Here is a 16,467-nt window from a genome sequence, read left to right as displayed (position 1 = left end):
TGACGCCGGGCAAAGGTCCTTTCGTTTGCACCTCCGGCAGCAACTGAGCGAACCGGCAGGTAGTGATGCTGAGAAACCCGGCTGGACAACAGCTTTTAGCGTTTGGCATTGGGCTTTTCGCTTTTAGCTTTTGGCTTTTAGCTTTTAGCCTGTTTGCCTGTTTGAAATTTGTAAGCTTTTGTTTGAATAGTTTAAGCGCTGTAAATCACAAGCGGATTACTTTTGAGCTTCTAAATACATTCATTTATGCAATACAGGAAACTGGGAACCACGCAAGAGCAAGTATCCGCAATCGGGTTAGGATGTATGGGTATGAGCGCCTTTTATGGCGACAGGAATGATACGGAAAGCATTGCTACTTTAAACCGGGCATTAGACCTGGGCATTAATTTCTGGGACACTGCCGATATGTATGGCAACGGAGAAAATGAAAAGCTCATCTCCAATGTACTGGTGCCCAATCGTAACAAAATATTTATTGCCACTAAGTTCGGGTTCCGCTCCCGGGATGGGCAAACCGGGATCAGCGGCAGCCCCAATATATATTTTGACGGATCGCCTGAATGGGTAAGAACTGCAGTAGACAACAGTCTTAAAAGACTGAAAATAGATACCATTGATCTGTATTACACGCACCGTGTAGATCCACAGGTACCTATTGAGGAAACCGCAGGGGCGATGGCTGAGCTGGTGAAAGCCGGCAAGGTACGTTACCTGGGCTTAAGCGAAGCATCTGCCGCTACCATCCGCAGGGCCCATGCCGTGCATCCCATTACAGCGCTGCAATCAGAATACTCCTTAATGACGCGGGATGTGGAAGACAATATTTTACCCACGCTTCGTGAGCTGGGCATTTCCCTGGTACCCTACTCCCCGCTTGGCAGAGGGTTCATTACCAATGCCATGGATATACAATCCCTGCCGGACAGTGATTTCCGCAAACAGCTGCCCCGCTTTACCGGTAATAACCTGGCTAATAATCAGTCCCTGACACAGGAGCTTACCGCTATTGCAAAGGATAAGAACTGTACGCTGGCTCAATTGGCGCTGGCCTGGGTATTGGCGCAGGGCCAGGACATTATTCCCATTCCCGGCACTAAACAACGCAAGTACCTGGAAGATAATGCGGGCGCTGTTAACGTAACACTTTCCGCCGCTGATCTTGCTGCTATTAACGGGCTGCTGGAACGTTACCCGGTATCAGGTGAGCGTTACCTGGAAGGATCCATGAAGCTGATAGATAAATAACAATTGAGGTTAGTTGTTTTGTGCAAGGGCGCCTGCAGTAATTTACATACTCCAGGCTGCCCTTGACTTATTTGTTGATGGTTGTATAATCGGGCTGCAGATCAATGGTCATAAAACCTATCAATCCTTCGTCCCTGAACTGTTGCATAGTATACTCGATCACCTGCTCCGACGGGCCGGCAGGATCCAGCAAACGTAGCTTCGTTATTTTACAGGTGCGGCCATCCGTAATATAATCAGCCCCTACACAAACACGCCCGTGCATTTTGGTGGCCATCACCAGTGGAATATCTTTTTTAAGATGATCAATGATCACTAAGGGGTCATTAAAACGGCCGTAGGAAATGTATACGCGTACATTCACGGTTTCACCTGCTTCATTCTCATAACGCCCGCCCAGGGGCATACGCGCCAGCTCATAGTTTCCGCCGGCGCCGCGGTTCACCAGCTGCCCAAAAAGCTTTAGCACCTGCTTTTCCTGTGTTTCCGGGATGCCCACTGCATTCAGCACCATTTGATTACAGGCAGCCCAGCACCATAAAGGTTGTTTTTGTAATGCATAAAAAGAGCCGGGAGTGGCAATATCCACAGAGTAAGGCTGCATTGTCTGGGCATTGACAAAAGCTGTGTGCAGCAGGTACAGCATTGCATATACCACAATACGTTTCATAGCGGGATCGGGGATTTAATAATTAACTATGTACACTTTTTCCGTAAAATGTATTCGGATAATAGGAGAGGAATTGGATGCTCAGCGTAATAGAAACAGGAGTTAAATGTAAGTCGGTTGATCTTAACTGAAGATTAAGATACATCTTTTTTTGAAATTCAGCAATAATCTTGGGACCAGGCACTGGTACGGGTAGCACCGCTTGCCCTTCCGGCCGGGCCAATGCCCTAAACCTGCCTGTACCAGTTAGGGAGCTGCTTACTTTTTCCGCTTGGCTGCAGGTACGACCTTATTATATGCCAGTGCGCGCCGGATCCAGTAATTAAAGTCTGCGGCTGCCTGCATGCCCTCTGCAGCTATCAGCACAAAACCCTTCAAAGGCCTGCCGGTAAAGGCCATTTCATGGCAGCCTTTCCTTTGCAGCGCCTCCGCATATTCCATTGGATCTATACGGCACATCAGCTCATCTTTCATGATGCCTACGCACATTTTTCCATCTACCATAAAAGTAAGTCCTCCCATCATTTTCTTTTCTTCCAGGGCAGGCTGCCCGGCCAGCGCTTTTCTTATACGTATGGCCAGTTGTTCGTTGTAAGGCATATGCAGGCTGTAATTTAGTGGTGATCGCTTCTGCGGTAAATTTATAAAAAAACCAGACAGGCACATGCTGCTGCAATAACGATGACGGAATTTACCCCTTTAATAGTCGCTATTACCCCTCGGGGATAATATAAAAGAGTTGCATCTTTGCTACATATCATTTAACCTGTATTAGAATATTGATTACTTAAAAACCTCAAACCATGGAAAAACAAGTATTCAAAATTGCTGTGAACGCACCCCGCGAAAAAGTATGGAACATACTCTGGAACGATGCCTCTTACCGCGACTGGACCTCCGTATTCAGCGAAGGCTCCCGCGCAGAAACCGACTGGAAAAAGGGCAGTAAGGTATTGTTCCTGGATCATAAGAACGAGGGGATGGTATCTACCATTGCAGAGAACATTCCCAATGAATATATGTCTATAAAGCACCTGGGTTTTGTGAAAAATGGCGTGGAAGATATGGAAAGCCCGGGCGTAAAGGAATGGGCCGGCTCTCATGAGAACTACACGCTTAAAACTGTGGATGGGCAAACAGAGCTCACCGTTGACATGGATATTACGGAGCAATATAAGGACTACTTTCAGCAAACCTTCCCCAAAGCGCTGGATCGTGTAAAAACGCTGGCAGAAAATAATTAGCACCTATGCGCGGAAATACTGTAGCGCCTAAAGATACAGATGAATATATAGCCAGCGTACCCCAGCACTTCAGGGGTACGCTGGAAAAGCTGCGGGCGCTTATTCAATCCCTAGCACCGGAAGCACAGGAAATGATCAGCTACCAGATCCCCTGCTTTAAGTATTATTACATGCTGGTAGGTATTGGCGCCAACAAGCAATACTGCAGCCTGTATGTAATGAGCCCTCCGCTGGTTGCCGCCATGAAGGCGGAGCTGAAGGGACTAAAGGTATCCGGCGCTACCATTCATTTTGAGCCGGATGCACCCTTACCGGTAGCGCTGATCAAAAAGATCGTGCGGGCACGCATGCAGGAAAATAAGGAAAAGGCAATGGCTAAAAAGAAGTAAGGTTTATTGCTACAATAACAAAAGGAACCTGTTTGCCAAATGGCAAACAGGTTTTTTTATTTGCCTGCCTGGTAAATTATTTTCCCTTTGGCAATTGTACATGCTACGTCTGCAAACCTTTTACTATCCGTTGCAGGATCTGCTTCCAGCAACACAAGGTCAGCATCCATACCTACTGCAACACGGCCCGTTTGTGCGCCCAGCCCGAATTTTTTAGCAGGCGCTGTTGTGAGGGCGGTCAGGATCTGGTCAAAGCTAAAACCTGCCTGTGCAAGAAAGTCAAATTCATCGGTGGTGGAATAATCTGTTACGTAGCCTACATCTGTACCAAACAATATTTCACCGCCTGCTTTTACATAAGAGCCGGCCTGCTGTAAGGCAGTGGCTATCAGGTTGCCATTGTCCAAAGGAAGCCCTATTCTTAGCAGCTCCCATTTAAAGAGCTTTAAAGAAGGAATGAGCGCTGTTTTATGCCGCAGCAAATTGTGGATGGTGGCGGTGTCCCAGGGTCTATGATCATCCGGTGCCACATGCGCCAATATATCTACGCCACTTTCAATAGCTATGTCAACGCCGGCATCAGAAGTAGGGTGTGCAAATACCGGCTTGCCCAGCGCATGTGCGGCGCTTACTGCGGCACGGGCCACATCCAGCGGCATAGATACTACCTCGTGGCCGTTGGGTGAGGCGGCCCATATTTTTATACCGTCGGCGCCTGCCTGGATCTGCTTCTGCACATAGGCAGTAGCTTCTGCTGGTGTACCTATTTCCGGCAGCTTCAGGGGCCTGATATAAACGGGGCTTCCGTTAGGGGGAGTAAAAGGCACGCCCACGCTCATTATGGCCGGCCCGCTCACTTCTCCGGCTGTTATTCTTTTACGCAGCGCTAACAGGTTTGAGAAGTCAAATACAGCCAGGTCAAACACATGGGTAAAACCATAACGGCCAAACATATCGCTTAGCTGTTTGCTTAATTGCGCAGCAGGCAAGCTGTCTGCATGAAGCCATTTAGGTTCAATAAAATGCACATGGCAGTTCCAGAAACCGGCGGTCAGCACTTTTCCCTTACCGTCTATAACAAAGGCATCTGAGGGTATTTTAACGGTCTTTGCACTGCCTACTGCAGTGATCTTACCATCCTGCACCAGCACCACACCTGCGGTAATGGGCTTTGCACCCGGGGAAGGATAGATCTTTGCACCTGTTAATGCCAGTACCTGGTGGTTTGCTCCAGGTTGGGCCATGGCTGGCAAATACAGGGCTATTACGAAAAGAATGGCGGATAATTTTTTCATTGTAATAGTTTTGAAGGGCAATTTAAATGTTTTAACGGCCCTTACAACATTACTGTGAAAAAATGCTAATGATGCCCTTCCGGAAATTTATCCGCTACCAGGTTTAGCTGCACTCCAAGTTCCAGGTATGCCTTTGCACCGGCCAGCACTATTGTAAAACCTTCTGTGCTGTCGCGCACAGCGGCCAGCACTTTTGCAGCATCTCCCTTAAAACCTTCATTCACCACGCTTACAAAAGTGCCCTTCCCGGCCAGCGGTTTAAATATCCAGGTAACCAGGGTAATATCCTCTCCATTACCCCACTCCATAACTATTTCCTTATCAGGTGTAACTGACTTTACAAAAACCGGTACCGTAAGGTTAAACATGCTCCAGGTCCATTCTACTTTTTTACCTGCTACCAGCGGGCCTGAGCTATGCGTGAACCAGAACTTAGTGATCACTTCCGGGTTCACAAACGCATCAAATACTTCTTTCACCGGTTTGCGAATGAGCATTTCTGCTTTTGCAAAAGGTTTGTTTTCATTTGCTGCCATCTGTTAAAGTTTTTATGGTCTGATAATAAACGGGCGTATAACCGCCTCTATAGGTAACCAATTGGTTACGAATATAATAATTCCACAGGAAATCGCCACAAATTCCTTGCCCTGATGCCGGTATATGAACTGTATGCTCTTCACATGATATTTATATAGCTTTGCCCTGCATGTTATTTACAAAAGACGTTTTTATTGTAACAGGGCTGCTGCTCCTGGTCATTATCATTTGCATCCGCACCAGGAAATTAACGGTCACGGCTGCACTCACTGCCGGTGTGGTGGGCTTCCTGGTATTTGCGGGTACAGGATATAACGGGCTGTTGCTGCTGGGAACTTTTTTTACGCTGGGCGTGCTGGCTACAGCGCACCGGAAAGATGTGAAGGCCGGCCTGCACCCGGAAGGGGCCCATCCCCAGGCCAGGAATGCCTGGCAGGTACTGGCCAATGGCGGCACTGCTGCATTAATGGCGGTGATGGCAATTATTCATCCGGCGCATGCTTTCCTGTATCATGTTATGCTGGCGGCCAGCCTGGCAGCAGCCACTTCAGACACATTATCTTCTGAGCTGGGTATGGTCTATGGCCGTAATCATTACAATATATTAACCTTTAAAAAAGACATCCGCGGGCTGGATGGTGTAGTGAGCCTGGAAGGTACGCTGATAGGCGCTGCAGGCGCATTCATCATTGCCGCCGTATATGCGTTAGGGATTGGTTTTAACAGGTATTTCCTTTTTATTGGGCTGGCAGGCATACTGGGTAACCTGGCAGATTCTGTGCTGGGCGCTTCTTTGGAGCGCAGGCATTATATTAATAATGATGTAGTGAACTTTCTTAACACCCTGTTTGCAGCCTTTTGTGCGTGGTTATTTAGTACACTAATGTAGGGATCACTTTGGTACGGTAAGTAAAGATACCTTCCAGTTGTTTGCCCACAAACAGCGCATGGGCCATCGTTCCAAGAATGCCAAAGGGTAAACGGTAGTGCACAATATCCGTCATCTCCACCCCTCCTTCCACTGCTTTAAAATGATGCTGATGGTGCCAGAAAGCATAGGGGCCAAAACGTTGCTCATCTACAAAATAACGCAGGTGATCCACATGCGTGATCTCCGTCATCCAGTATAGTGGTATGCCTAATATGGGGCGGATGGTGTACTCTATAATGAGGCCGGCATACATGCCTTTGCTGTACTCGCCCTCTTTTACCACAAAGCGCATATCCGGCGGGGTAATGGCCTGCAGGTTAGCCGGCGTGCTGAAAAATTCCCAGGCACGTTCCAGCGTGACGGGTAAGAATTGTTTACGTTGAATTAAATATGTTTTTGCCAAAACGTGCAGGTTTACTGCTAAAATAGGCAATATTCATTTGTCTTTCCGGCTCCCCATCACTGTTCATTTCAGTGCCAGGAATGCGCCATCAACAATAAATAGCTTTACGCCCTTTTCGGAAGAAGTGCGGTGAGAGCTCAGCTCATCAGATACCTGGTACGACATACCCTTTGTTAGCCGGTAGGTACTGCCATCTGCCAGCTCCGTGGTCATTTCCCCTTCAATACAGTAAATGATATGGCCTTTTGCGCACCAGTGATCTGCTTTATAGTTTTTGGAATACTCTACAATGCGGATGCGCAGATCGCCGTATTGCAGTGTTTTCCAATATGCTTCGCCGGTATCGCCGGCATGTTTTGTGGCAGGTATGCTTTCCCAGTCAGTGGTTTGGAAAGGAATGTTTGCAGGATGCATGGGTTACGTGATTGTTTATTATAACCCGTAATTTATAGGATTTCATAACAAAAGTGAAATGTATAACTTTACTGCTAAATACCTATACCATGAGATCCCTCCTGCTGCTGGCCTTTGCAGGTATGCTGCCTGTATGCGCATTTTCACAGGATACTACTATTCTTTTCATGAACAAATACTGGAACGAGGTACCGGCAGGGCAGGCTACTCATATGCGGCGTATTATAAGCAAAGGCGAGGACTCTACCGGACAGCTGTATGAGATCCAGGAATATACCATCAGCGGCCGGTTGCTGGGACGCATGCTATCCACTTCCAAAACAAAATTATTGCTCAATGGTTACCGTACCTGGTACAACAACAAACAACAACCATACAAAACGGGCTATTATACTAAAAGTAAACCCAGCGGGCAATGGACTGATTATTACTATAACGGACAAATGAAAATGCAGTACTCCTTTGCGGCAGATGCAGCCGCTGAGCCCTGGCAGCAGGAAGGGTACGCCTATACCATTAACAACAGCTGGGATAGTACAGGATGTGCAGAAGTAATAAATGGAAATGGATGGTTCCTGCGCAGGATCGACAGCGCCGGGGTGGTATTGGAAAGAGGGCTGGTGCGCAATGGGCGGCCCCAGGGCATTTGGCAGGGGTTTGATAAAAGAGGTCAGATCCAATATGAAGAGGAATATGCAGATGGTAAATTCCTGAAAGGCATATGCTGCGGGGAAAACGGGGAAGAAACGGTTTACGATTCCATACAGGTTTCCGCTGCTTACCCCGGCGGGCATAGCGCTATGATAAAATTCATTGGCCAGCATATAAAATACCCTGCGGCAGACAAACGAATGGGAAATGAAGGTACCGTATTAGTACGGTTTGAGGTAGATAAAAAAGGTAACCTCACTGAGATCACCATACACCGGGGCGTATCCAAACGTATTGATGAAGAAGCGCTGCGGGTAATATCACTTATGCCTTTATGGGAACCCGGAAAACTGAGGGGAAAAAATGTACGGATGGCATTTATCCTGCCGATCAGGTTTGCCCTTGAAGGCAATTAACCGTATAACCGGTACCGTGATAGTACGGGGTTTTGATTTCATGATAAGTTGTCATACCTTTCATAGTAAATTTTAATCATATAACGTATCCTATGCGCATCCTGAACATCACACTGTTTTTCAGTGCCTTATTATTATTTTCCTGCAGCAAAAAAGATGATGATAAACCTGCCGGTGGCGGCGACAACACCATAACTGTGGGTAAAAAAGGCGCTGACTTCAGCACCAACACAACCAATGGCACCTGGTATGGCAATATTACCCTGCTAAAAAGCCACTGGTTCTACACCTGGGGCACTACCCTGCCGTTTGACCAGGCGCCCGGCAACTGTGAGTTTGCCACCATGTTCTGGGGCAAAGGCAATGTAACGGCCGATAATATTGCCTATGTTAAACAAAAGAAAGCAGAGGGTAAAATAAAATACATCCTGGGCTTTAATGAACCTGACCTGGGTGACCAATCCAACATGAGCGTGGACGATGCGCTGGCATTATGGCCGCAGCTGGAAAGTGTTGGCTTACCACTGGGCAGCCCGGCAGTGTCATGGCCAACCGCGCAGTGGTTCACTGATTTTATGACCAAAGCTGCTGCACAGAAACGCCGGGTAGATTTTATTTGCGTACACATGTATGTAGGTACAGACGACGTTCACTTTGTAAAAACACTGCAGGACCTGTACGATAAATATCACCTCCCCATCTGGATCACGGAGTTTGCTACCTGCGCCAATGATGCCAAAACTATGCAGGAGAATCCGTATACACCGGCCATGGTACTCGGCTTTATGCAAAGACTGTTACCACAGCTGGAAGCATTGCCCTTTGTACAGCGTTACTCCTGGTTTTCCGGGAACCCTACCAGCAGCCGCTTATGGTCGTCCGCCCTGGTAGATGCGAATGGTAAGCTGACAACGCTGGGCCAGTGGTATGCAGATTATAAGCCGAATGAGAAGATTAAATAATTAAGAATTAAGAATGAATAATTAACAATCGTAGGGCCGGTACGCCGATGAAATGCATTTTCTGCAACCAGCAAAATAAAGAGGGCGATATTTCAATTTGAAGTATCGTCCTCTTTGTATTAATTATTACTTCTAAAGGCTGCTAATGATAAAAGGCTTAACCCGGGATAACCGCATCCATTATTATTAATTATTCATTGTTCATTATTAATTAAAATAAAAATGCAACGGTATAGTATCGCTGCATTTATTTTAATTTTTACTTTTTAACTTTTAATTTTTTCCGCAGCAAATGCCCTTTCCACATCCAAAGCCCGCTTAATATCACTACCGGCAAAAATACCCAGCGTACCGCATTTGCAGCAGGCGGATTGGCTGCTACCGGCCCATAGATATATCCCAGGATGGGGATGCTGAGTATAATGTGTAACCAGCGGATTATCTTACGTTCTGTGGCTGCTTTCATAAAAACTGTTTGTTATACAAAACTAGCCCCCAACCCCATAGCCATTTAGGAAAAGTAGACATGATGGGAAAATGTGCCGATAAGATGTACCTTGCAATATGCTCATTCAAGCCTCCTGTTTGCTCAATTTTACCAGCGAAACGCCGGTACCAACCACCTTTATGTTACGCGCCAAAAGCGGTGTTGCACAATTTATAGTGAAAGAAGAAATGCACACCTCCCCTTACCAGACCATGACGGAATTTACGGATACCTACGGCAACCTGTGCCAGCGTATTGTGCTGCCGATGGGCGACTTCCAGATAAGAAGCACCGTGGTAGCGGATTGTGCCGATCTTATTGATGTAAATTACAGCGCTCCATGGACGCCGGTAGAATTGCTGCCCGACTTTATGTTACATTACCTGCTGCCCAGCCGTTACTGTGAGTCTGATAAGCTGGCTTCGCTGGCCATGGAGATCACAAAAGACCTTGCGCCGGGCTATGCGCAGGTGGAGGCTATACGCCAATGGATCCAAACCAACATCATTTACCAGTACGGTACTACGAACAGCTCTACCTCTGCCTTTGATATTTTAGCTACTAAAACCGGCGTGTGCAGGGACTTCGCACACCTGGGCATCGCCCTTTGCCGGGCATTGGATATCCCGGCGAGAATGGTAACCGGTTACCTGTATGAATTAAAACCCATGGACCTGCATGCCTGGTTTGAAGCCTATCTTGACGGCCGCTGGTATTGTTTTGATGCCACCCAAACCGAACCCAAAGGCAACCGCATCACCATCGCTTACGGGCGTGATGCTGCAGATGTGGCTTTTGCCAGCCATTTTGGACCGGTAACCCTAACCGCTATGGCGGTAACGGTAGAGCAGCCACCGCCCGGTACCATTACCCTTTAGGTATTGGCGCCGGTGCCGGAACAGCTAGCCAGGCGCTGATATTTCCCTGTATAACAATGCTATTTGCGGCTTATGCCCCCCATCACTACCTTTGCCGGAGAGTAAACGCCTTTACGGCAAAGGCTAAACGGGATTTCAATTATGGGAACGATCAGCATACTGGGCTGCGGATGGTTTGGGCTGCACCTGGCTCAATCATTGATCACAGCGGGTTTTACGGTAAAAGGTTCTACTACCTCCAGTGATAAGTTGGCGGTGTTAACGGAAGCCGGTATAGCCCCTTTTCTGCTGGACCTTTCTATGCCAATACTGGACCTTTCCACACCAACAGTTAAAACGGACTTTTTTAATTGCGAGGTACTGGTAATTGCCGTACCGCCCAAAGCGCGCGCCGGCCAGGCTGGTAATTATGTACCTGCCATGCAACGCTTAGTGGAAGCCATTACTGTTTATGGCATTCAACAGGTTATTTTTATCAGCGCTACCAGCGTGTATGGTGATCATAATACGGAAGTAGATGAACATACCATGCCGGCGCCGGATACCTTATCCGGTGAAGTGCTGGTAACTGCAGAAAACTTATTCCGTAATGCGGAAGCTTTTCAAACTACTATTCTTCGCTTTGCCGGCCTGATAGGCCCTGGCCGTGATCCAGGGCGGTTCTTTGCCGGTAAAACAGATGTACCCAATGGGTTAGCGCCCGTGAACCTGCTGCACCAGCTGGATGCTACGGGCATTTGCAGGGCTGTTATTCAGCAGTCGCGTTATGGTTATACTATAAATGCCTGTGCACCGCACCACCCTTCTCGTAGCGATTTTTATACAAAGGCAGCGGAAAGGGCCGGGTTGGTGTTGCCGCATTTCCGTTTGGAAAAGTTGCAGTGGAAAATAGTGAACAGCGTGTATGTGGAGGCGTTATTAGGTTATGCGTTTGAGGTGGATAATTGGGAATACTTCGCCCTGTAATCCACCGGCGATAACCCCGTTACTTTCTTAAACATATTCCGGAAAGCCTTTCTATCTGTATACCCCACTGCATACATCACCTCATTTACATTCTTACGGTTTTGTTCCAGCTCCCGTTTGGCAGATTCCATTTTTACTTTCTGGATATATTCAATGGGCACATGCTGTGTAGCCTTTTTAAACCGGCGTATGAAGCTTCGTCTGCTCATGGCAGACTGGCTGGCCAGGAACTCCACCGTAATACGCTCGTCAATATTCTTTTCAATGTATACCTGCGATCTGCGGATCACATCATCCTCATGTTTTTTATATCCTTCAAAAAAGATGAACGGCGACTGGGAATTGCGCTCAATATCAATCTGCAATATCTTAGCGCAGTACAGTGCTGCTGCCCGCCCGTTATACTTTTCCACCAGGTATAGGATCAGGTTTAAGGACGATTGTGCGCCACCTGCAGTATAAATACCATTTAGCTCTGTAATGATCTTATCTGTACGCAAATGCACATCCGGGAACATGGCGGCAAAGGATCGGCTGGCCCGCCAGTGGGTAGAACATTCTTCATTTTTCAGCAGCCCGGTAGCTGCCAGCAGGAAAGCGCCGGTACACATGCTGGCCAGCTCTGTGCCTTGTGCATACCGCTGCACCATCCAGTTAATAAGGGTTTGATTTTTTTCCAAAGCATACCGGTCCTGTTCATATAAGCCAGGAATGATAATAATATCCGGCTGCAGGGTTTTCAGGTTATGACGGTCAGGTTGTACCACGAACTGCGCATTCAGCAGCGATTGTGAAATGCCGCTGCCAATAAGGGTTAGCTCGTAGAACCGGGATCTGCCTTTTTCTACCAGGAACTCATTGGCCTTTTCAAACACCTCTATAGCTCCAAATAAGGAGCTGGGTTTTACAAGGCCTTCCGGTAATAAGAAACATACCTTTTTCATGCATTAAAGGTCCATTACAACACTGGCACAAACAACCCCTTAAGTTGTCATCTATGCCCCCGTTTAAACAAATGTGCCGCAATAGCTTTGCTGTATAAATCATACAAATGAAAAAGCCAACAGCAAACATACTGGTAACCGGCGCTACGGGTTTAAGCGGCCAGCTGGTGATCAAAGAATTTGAAAAACAGGGTATTCCTGTAAGAGCGCTGATCCGCGACCGCGAAAAAGCCAAAGCAATGGAAAGCTACACACATGTAAGTATTTACGAAGGTGATATGCTACAGCCTGAAACATTACACGCCGCGCTGGAAGGCGTTGAAAAAGTTTTGATGATCTCCTCTGCTGCCAAAAAAATGGTAGATACCCAGCAAAGCTTTACCGATGCCGCTAAAAAAGCAGGCGTAACACATGTAATAAAATATTCCGGCGCCGATTCCGGCATTGGTTTTAACAGCCAGAACTTCATTGCGCAAAAAGAACATGAAAATGCTGAAGACTACCTGGTGCATTCCGGCCTGCAGTGGACATTGCTACGCCCCAGCCAGTTCATGCAAATGTACTTCCCCGGCGCGCCGGCCGGTGTAAATATGGAGCGGGGCGAGCTGGCATTACCCATCAGCCAGGGCAAATTGTCGCCGGTAGATATTGAGGATGTGGCAAAAGTATGCGTACAGCTGCTTACCCAGGACGGCCATGATAACCGCATCTATGAAATGACCGGCCCCGACGCCCTGAACATGGAGGAGGCATGCGAAATACTGACCCGGGTAACCGGCCGGAAAATGAGGCATAACAACCTGTCGTTTGAGGCGTATGAGAACGCGCTGACATCACGGGGTGTGCCGGCAATTTCCATCCGCATACTGATGGAAATTGCCAGGGAACGGAGTAAATGTATTGAATCACACATCAAGCTGGATACGCATAAACGTTTTGGTATACGGCCAACCAATTTTGCAGAATTTGTTTATAAGAACATCTCCGCATTCAAATAATTGTTTTATGCAACACATTTTCCGGGCGGGCATTCATGATCGGGTGCAGGAGGCGCCTGCACGGTGGGCCTTTTCCCAATAGGTAATTACTAGGTTTTGTGCAAAGCGTATAATATCTTTAGTGGATACACAAAATCCCCACTTATGCGCTTTGCCTTCCTTTTGCTTAGCTTATTTGCCTGCTCCCTTACCGCCTTTTCCCAGCAGATTAAAAAGATCGATAACAGCACCATTTCCGCTGCTGCCTTAACCCAAAAGATCCAGTACCTGATGGATACGGCGCATGTACAGGGTTTGGAGGTCAGTGTTTTTAACGGGAACAAGGTGGTGTACAAACGCGCTTTCGGTTACAAACGGATAGACACTAAAGCCCCTTTAACCACGCACTCCAACATATACGGCGCATCACTGAGCAAGGTTGTATTTACCGTGCTGGTGTTAAAGCTGGTAGAAGAGGGCATATTAAACCTGGACAAACCGTTGCAGGATTACCTGCCGCAGCCTGTTTATACGTATGCACCAAAAACCAAATGGCATGATCATTATGCCGATCTGCGATCAGATAGCCTGTACCACAAAATAACGGCCCGTATGTGCCTGGATCATACCAGCGGTTTTCCCAACTGGCGCTGGGATATGCCGGACCAAAAACTGCGGGTAATGTTTGAGCCGGGTACACATTACAGCTACTCCGGCGAAGGCATGGTGTACTTGCAGGTAGTGCTTGAAAAAATGCTGGGCAAACCACTGCAAACGCTGGTACAGGAAAAAATATCTACGCCCCTGGGCATGCAGCACTCCGCCTATCAGTGGCTACCGGCATATGAAGCTGATTATGCCGTAGGGCATAAATCAAACGGCGAGCTGTATGAAAAAGACAAGGATAATGAGCCCCGTTCCCCCAGCACCTTAGAAACCACGCTGGATGATCTTACCCTATTTATAACAGCAGTGCTGCAGCATAAACTGATCAGTGCCGCCAGCACCAAACAAATGTTTACCCCGCAAATACGGCTGCGCTCTGCACACCAGTTTGGCCCAAAGGCCTGGCAGGATACCACCTCCACCGCCAATGATAATATCTCCCTGAGTTATGGACTGGGTTGGGGCTTACTGAAATCGCCTTATGGCTGGGGAGCTTTTAAAGAAGGCCATGGAGACGGCTTTCAGCACTACTGTATTATTTTTCCAGAAAAACAGACCGGCATTCTCATCATGACCAACAGCGATAACGGCGAAAGCATTTTAAAGAGCTGCTGGCCACTGCTATCGGTGACACCTATACGCCCTGGGAATGGCAGTACTATATTCCCTATAATCTGAAAAAGTAATTATAACATTCCCTTGTATTGCAGTAAAGCTTCCCGTGCATACTGATCCGCCTTACGGGTAGTTTCCGGCAGCCGGTACTCCGTAGTCATTTGCAGCACCAGGCTGGTGGCGGCAGCCAATGATATTTTATGGCCGGCTGATACAAACACGGGATTGATACCGGTTTGTGTTCTTAATACATTGCCAATATGTTCACCATTATCTTCTGCCAGTAAGGGCGATAAACTTCCTCTTTCCACAGCAGGCGCCTCAAAGTGGCCGGTGAGGCGGGTTTTACCGCATCCTAAAGTGGGCCGGTCCAGCGTTACTCCTAAATGGCAAGCCAGGCCAAAGCGGCGGGGATGCGCCCAGCCATGACCATCACAAATAATTACATCCGGAAAAGTGCTGAGCTTATACCATGCTTCCAGCAGCACGGGCATTTCCCTGAAAGAGAATAAACCGGGAATGTAGGGGAATTCTACCTGCATACAATGTGTAGCAATGGCAAGCGTTTCCCGGGTATGGTAATCCAGCAGCACAATAGCGCCTGCAATAAGGTCGCTGTCTTTATCATATTCCACATCTACACCCGCCACAATATTAAGCTGTGCGGGCAATACATCTGTTGGGATCACCTGCTGGCGTAAGGTTTCCTGCAGGCGAATGGCATCCTGTTCTGTGAGCATGTTTCAAAAATAATAATACATAACAAACGGTCATAATTTATCAAAACAAATATCTGCGAACAGCGCCGGCATTTGTAAAACGGTATTGTACCTTTGGGTCATAGCATCATCCTTATCAGCGACTGGCAATAGTTTCCTCAATTCCACGATCTCCGTTAACCATTTAAATGATCTCTTATGCCTTTCCACTTACCCCTGTTACGTACCACGTGCGTATTTGCCCTTTTATGCTTACTGGCTGCCTGTAATAAAAATGATCACTGGCCGCCTAAACCTGAAGATTGCGGCTGCGATGCAAAAAACTTTGTAGCCATTACCGATGATGACCACGTGCTATACTCTAATCGTGGTTACCGCTTTGATAAAATCTATAAAGCGGATGGCAGCATTGACAAGTTTTACATGAATGTCTGGGGGCCTGGTTCTCCATATGATTATATAGCCTATTTCAAAACATCCGGCAACTGGGCGTTTCTCATAGACAGTACCAGCCAGGACACGGTACTCCGCGTTGAGCTGAACAACAGGAAACAGCCGGTACGTTCGTTCCTGAAGGATCCCCTGGGCTTTGTGGGTCCCTGGCAATACTATACCTATAATAATAAAGGTCAGCTGGTAAAAGCTGCAAAAGGTGATGTATACGGCGCCTATTCCGTAAAGTATGACCCATATGGGAATGTGCTTGCTTACGTATGGGACCAGGATACAAGCTTTTCTATGACTTTTACCTACGACTATAATACCCCGATCAAAGGTGGCAGCTATTTTGTGAATGATGCCGATATAGCTACCCGTGAGATAATGATCTTGCAGCTGCTAAGATTATTACCCAGCTCCCCGCATCATAAAATGCTTACCGCTAAGGGCCTTTCCTACTACCCACCGTTTGACCGCTCTTTTGTTAACCAGCAAATTGATGGGGAAGGTTATGTTACCTACTACGAAACTTCGCTTTGGTATGGCGATGGGCTGTTGAAATGTACTACCAACTGGCATTGTAACGGAAAACAACCGCCTCAGAAATATTAAATAGC

20 protein-coding genes are annotated in these 16,467 nt (G+C 47.4%); 11 read left to right on the top strand and 9 right to left on the bottom strand.

The window, feature by feature from the left end; all coding sequences use genetic code 11:
* Positions 1–246 precede the first annotated feature (246 nt).
* Positions 247–1,248, top strand: a complete 1,002-nt coding sequence (locus BMZ54_RS10285) for an aldo/keto reductase (RefSeq protein ID WP_089910198.1) — start codon at positions 247–249, stop codon at positions 1,246–1,248.
* Positions 1,249–1,315: 67 nt separating this feature from the next.
* Here BMZ54_RS10285 and BMZ54_RS10280 read toward each other — a convergent pair whose 3' ends face one another.
* On the bottom strand, positions 1,316–1,918 hold the full coding sequence (locus BMZ54_RS10280; RefSeq protein WP_089910195.1) for a papain-like cysteine protease family protein: 603 nt from the start codon (positions 1,916–1,918) through the stop codon (positions 1,316–1,318).
* 258 nt (positions 1,919–2,176) lie between these two features.
* Positions 2,177–2,518, bottom strand: a complete 342-nt coding sequence (locus BMZ54_RS10275) for a TfoX/Sxy family protein (protein WP_089911880.1) — start codon at positions 2,516–2,518, stop codon at positions 2,177–2,179.
* 203 nt (positions 2,519–2,721) lie between these two features.
* On the opposite strand from BMZ54_RS10275, the gene BMZ54_RS10270 reads away from it, so the two are divergent.
* The gene (locus BMZ54_RS10270; RefSeq protein WP_089910192.1) at positions 2,722–3,162 is read left to right on the top strand and encodes an SRPBCC family protein; all 441 of its coding nucleotides are present in this window, start codon (positions 2,722–2,724) and stop codon (positions 3,160–3,162) included.
* Between the two features lie 5 nt (positions 3,163–3,167).
* Positions 3,168–3,551 (top strand): iron chaperone, encoded by a 384-nt coding sequence (locus BMZ54_RS10265; protein ID WP_089910189.1) that lies wholly within the window; start codon positions 3,168–3,170, stop codon positions 3,549–3,551.
* Positions 3,552–3,607: 56 nt separating this feature from the next.
* On the opposite strand, the gene BMZ54_RS10260 is transcribed toward BMZ54_RS10265, so the two are convergent.
* Positions 3,608–4,846, bottom strand: a complete 1,239-nt coding sequence (locus BMZ54_RS10260; protein ID WP_089910186.1) for an amidohydrolase family protein — start codon at positions 4,844–4,846, stop codon at positions 3,608–3,610.
* A 65-nt stretch (positions 4,847–4,911) separates the two neighbouring features.
* Positions 4,912–5,382, bottom strand: a complete 471-nt coding sequence (locus tag BMZ54_RS10255) for an SRPBCC family protein (protein ID WP_089910183.1) — start codon at positions 5,380–5,382, stop codon at positions 4,912–4,914.
* A 170-nt stretch (positions 5,383–5,552) separates the two neighbouring features.
* Between BMZ54_RS10255 and BMZ54_RS10250 the strand changes: the two genes are divergently transcribed.
* Positions 5,553–6,272 carry a DUF92 domain-containing protein gene (locus tag BMZ54_RS10250; RefSeq protein WP_089910181.1) on the top strand — a complete coding sequence of 240 codons (720 nt, stop codon included), beginning with the start codon at positions 5,553–5,555 and terminating at the stop codon, positions 6,270–6,272.
* On the opposite strand, the gene BMZ54_RS10245 is transcribed toward BMZ54_RS10250, so the two are convergent.
* Positions 6,256–6,717 carry an SRPBCC family protein gene (locus tag BMZ54_RS10245; RefSeq protein ID WP_089911877.1) on the bottom strand — a complete coding sequence of 154 codons (462 nt, stop codon included), beginning with the start codon at positions 6,715–6,717 and terminating at the stop codon, positions 6,256–6,258. The genes BMZ54_RS10250 and BMZ54_RS10245 overlap by 17 nt on opposite strands.
* Positions 6,718–6,780: 63 nt before the next feature.
* Positions 6,781–7,131: a DHCW motif cupin fold protein gene (locus BMZ54_RS10240; RefSeq protein ID WP_089910178.1), complete on the bottom strand. Its 351-nt coding sequence runs from the start codon at positions 7,129–7,131 to the stop codon at positions 6,781–6,783.
* A gap of 89 nt (positions 7,132–7,220) precedes the next feature.
* Here BMZ54_RS10240 and BMZ54_RS10235 point away from each other — a divergent pair, with 89 nt between their 5' ends.
* Both BMZ54_RS10235 and BMZ54_RS10230 read left to right on the top strand, forming a co-directional pair.
* On the top strand, positions 7,221–8,198 hold the full coding sequence (locus BMZ54_RS10235) for an energy transducer TonB (protein ID WP_089910175.1): 978 nt from the start codon (positions 7,221–7,223) through the stop codon (positions 8,196–8,198).
* 92 nt (positions 8,199–8,290) lie between these two features.
* Positions 8,291–9,160 (top strand): glycosyl hydrolase, encoded by an 870-nt coding sequence (locus tag BMZ54_RS10230; RefSeq protein ID WP_089910172.1) that lies wholly within the window; start codon positions 8,291–8,293, stop codon positions 9,158–9,160.
* A gap of 259 nt (positions 9,161–9,419) precedes the next feature.
* Here BMZ54_RS10230 and BMZ54_RS10225 read toward each other — a convergent pair whose 3' ends face one another.
* Entirely contained in the window at positions 9,420–9,626 is a 207-nt protein-coding gene (locus tag BMZ54_RS10225; protein WP_089910169.1) for a hypothetical protein, read from the bottom strand.
* A gap of 98 nt (positions 9,627–9,724) precedes the next feature.
* Between BMZ54_RS10225 and BMZ54_RS10220 the strand changes: the two genes are divergently transcribed.
* Together BMZ54_RS10220 and BMZ54_RS10215 are read left to right on the top strand one after the other, a co-directional pair.
* Positions 9,725–10,525 carry a transglutaminase-like domain-containing protein gene (locus BMZ54_RS10220; RefSeq protein ID WP_089910165.1) on the top strand — a complete coding sequence of 267 codons (801 nt, stop codon included), beginning with the start codon at positions 9,725–9,727 and terminating at the stop codon, positions 10,523–10,525.
* Positions 10,526–10,666: 141 nt separating this feature from the next.
* A complete protein-coding gene (locus tag BMZ54_RS10215) occupies positions 10,667–11,491 on the top strand; it encodes an SDR family oxidoreductase (protein WP_089910163.1) in 825 nt (274 codons plus the stop codon).
* Here the strand turns inward: BMZ54_RS10215 and BMZ54_RS10210 are convergent.
* Positions 11,449–12,435: a GlxA family transcriptional regulator gene (locus BMZ54_RS10210; protein WP_089910160.1), complete on the bottom strand. Its 987-nt coding sequence runs from the start codon at positions 12,433–12,435 to the stop codon at positions 11,449–11,451. The two genes, BMZ54_RS10215 and BMZ54_RS10210, sit on opposite strands and share 43 nt — an antisense overlap.
* Positions 12,436–12,542: 107 nt before the next feature.
* Here BMZ54_RS10210 and BMZ54_RS10205 point away from each other — a divergent pair, with 107 nt between their 5' ends.
* Together BMZ54_RS10205 and BMZ54_RS10200 are read left to right on the top strand one after the other, a co-directional pair.
* Positions 12,543–13,433 (top strand): NmrA family NAD(P)-binding protein, encoded by an 891-nt coding sequence (locus BMZ54_RS10205; RefSeq protein ID WP_089910157.1) that lies wholly within the window; start codon positions 12,543–12,545, stop codon positions 13,431–13,433.
* A gap of 144 nt (positions 13,434–13,577) precedes the next feature.
* Entirely contained in the window at positions 13,578–14,756 is a 1,179-nt protein-coding gene (locus BMZ54_RS10200; protein WP_202909201.1) for a serine hydrolase domain-containing protein, read from the top strand.
* 8 nt (positions 14,757–14,764) lie between these two features.
* Here the strand turns inward: BMZ54_RS10200 and nfi are convergent, their stop codons facing one another.
* Entirely contained in the window at positions 14,765–15,433 is a 669-nt protein-coding gene (nfi, locus tag BMZ54_RS10195) for a deoxyribonuclease V (RefSeq protein ID WP_089910154.1), read from the bottom strand.
* Positions 15,434–15,610: 177 nt separating this feature from the next.
* Here nfi and BMZ54_RS10190 point away from each other — a divergent pair, with 177 nt between their 5' ends.
* A complete protein-coding gene (locus BMZ54_RS10190) occupies positions 15,611–16,462 on the top strand; it encodes a hypothetical protein (protein WP_089910149.1) in 852 nt (283 codons plus the stop codon).
* Positions 16,463–16,467: the final 5 nt, after the last annotated feature.

Origin of the sequence: Chitinophaga rupis (assembly GCF_900109685.1) — a bacterium.
GTDB classification, from domain to species: Bacteria; Bacteroidota; Bacteroidia; order Chitinophagales; family Chitinophagaceae; genus Chitinophaga; species Chitinophaga rupis.
Note: the sequence above shows the minus strand (reverse complement) of the source record. Positions and strands in the feature narration are given on the sequence as shown.

Bases quoted from the DNA above. Each gene is read 5' to 3' on its own strand.
- BMZ54_RS10285 (WP_089910198.1), top strand. From the start codon at position 247: ATGCAATACAGGAAACTGGGAACCACGCAAGAGCAAGTATCCGCAATC.
- BMZ54_RS10280 (WP_089910195.1), bottom strand. From the start codon at position 1,918: ATGAAACGTATTGTGGTATATGCAATGCTGTACCTGCTGCACACAGCT.
- BMZ54_RS10275 (WP_089911880.1), bottom strand. From the start codon at position 2,518: ATGCCTTACAACGAACAACTGGCCATACGTATAAGAAAAGCGCTGGCC.
- BMZ54_RS10270 (WP_089910192.1), top strand. From the start codon at position 2,722: ATGGAAAAACAAGTATTCAAAATTGCTGTGAACGCACCCCGCGAAAAA.
- BMZ54_RS10265 (WP_089910189.1), top strand. From the start codon at position 3,168: ATGCGCGGAAATACTGTAGCGCCTAAAGATACAGATGAATATATAGCC.
- BMZ54_RS10260 (WP_089910186.1), bottom strand. From the start codon at position 4,846: ATGAAAAAATTATCCGCCATTCTTTTCGTAATAGCCCTGTATTTGCCA.
- BMZ54_RS10255 (WP_089910183.1), bottom strand. From the start codon at position 5,382: ATGGCAGCAAATGAAAACAAACCTTTTGCAAAAGCAGAAATGCTCATT.
- BMZ54_RS10250 (WP_089910181.1), top strand. From the start codon at position 5,553: ATGTTATTTACAAAAGACGTTTTTATTGTAACAGGGCTGCTGCTCCTG.
- BMZ54_RS10240 (WP_089910178.1), bottom strand. From the start codon at position 7,131: ATGCATCCTGCAAACATTCCTTTCCAAACCACTGACTGGGAAAGCATA.
- BMZ54_RS10235 (WP_089910175.1), top strand. From the start codon at position 7,221: ATGAGATCCCTCCTGCTGCTGGCCTTTGCAGGTATGCTGCCTGTATGC.
- BMZ54_RS10230 (WP_089910172.1), top strand. From the start codon at position 8,291: ATGCGCATCCTGAACATCACACTGTTTTTCAGTGCCTTATTATTATTT.
- BMZ54_RS10225 (WP_089910169.1), bottom strand. From the start codon at position 9,626: ATGAAAGCAGCCACAGAACGTAAGATAATCCGCTGGTTACACATTATA.
- BMZ54_RS10220 (WP_089910165.1), top strand. From the start codon at position 9,725: ATGCTCATTCAAGCCTCCTGTTTGCTCAATTTTACCAGCGAAACGCCG.
- BMZ54_RS10215 (WP_089910163.1), top strand. From the start codon at position 10,667: ATGGGAACGATCAGCATACTGGGCTGCGGATGGTTTGGGCTGCACCTG.
- BMZ54_RS10210 (WP_089910160.1), bottom strand. From the start codon at position 12,435: ATGAAAAAGGTATGTTTCTTATTACCGGAAGGCCTTGTAAAACCCAGC.
- BMZ54_RS10205 (WP_089910157.1), top strand. From the start codon at position 12,543: ATGAAAAAGCCAACAGCAAACATACTGGTAACCGGCGCTACGGGTTTA.
- BMZ54_RS10200 (WP_202909201.1), top strand. From the start codon at position 13,578: ATGCGCTTTGCCTTCCTTTTGCTTAGCTTATTTGCCTGCTCCCTTACC.
- nfi (WP_089910154.1), bottom strand. From the start codon at position 15,433: ATGCTCACAGAACAGGATGCCATTCGCCTGCAGGAAACCTTACGCCAG.
- BMZ54_RS10190 (WP_089910149.1), top strand. From the start codon at position 15,611: ATGCCTTTCCACTTACCCCTGTTACGTACCACGTGCGTATTTGCCCTT.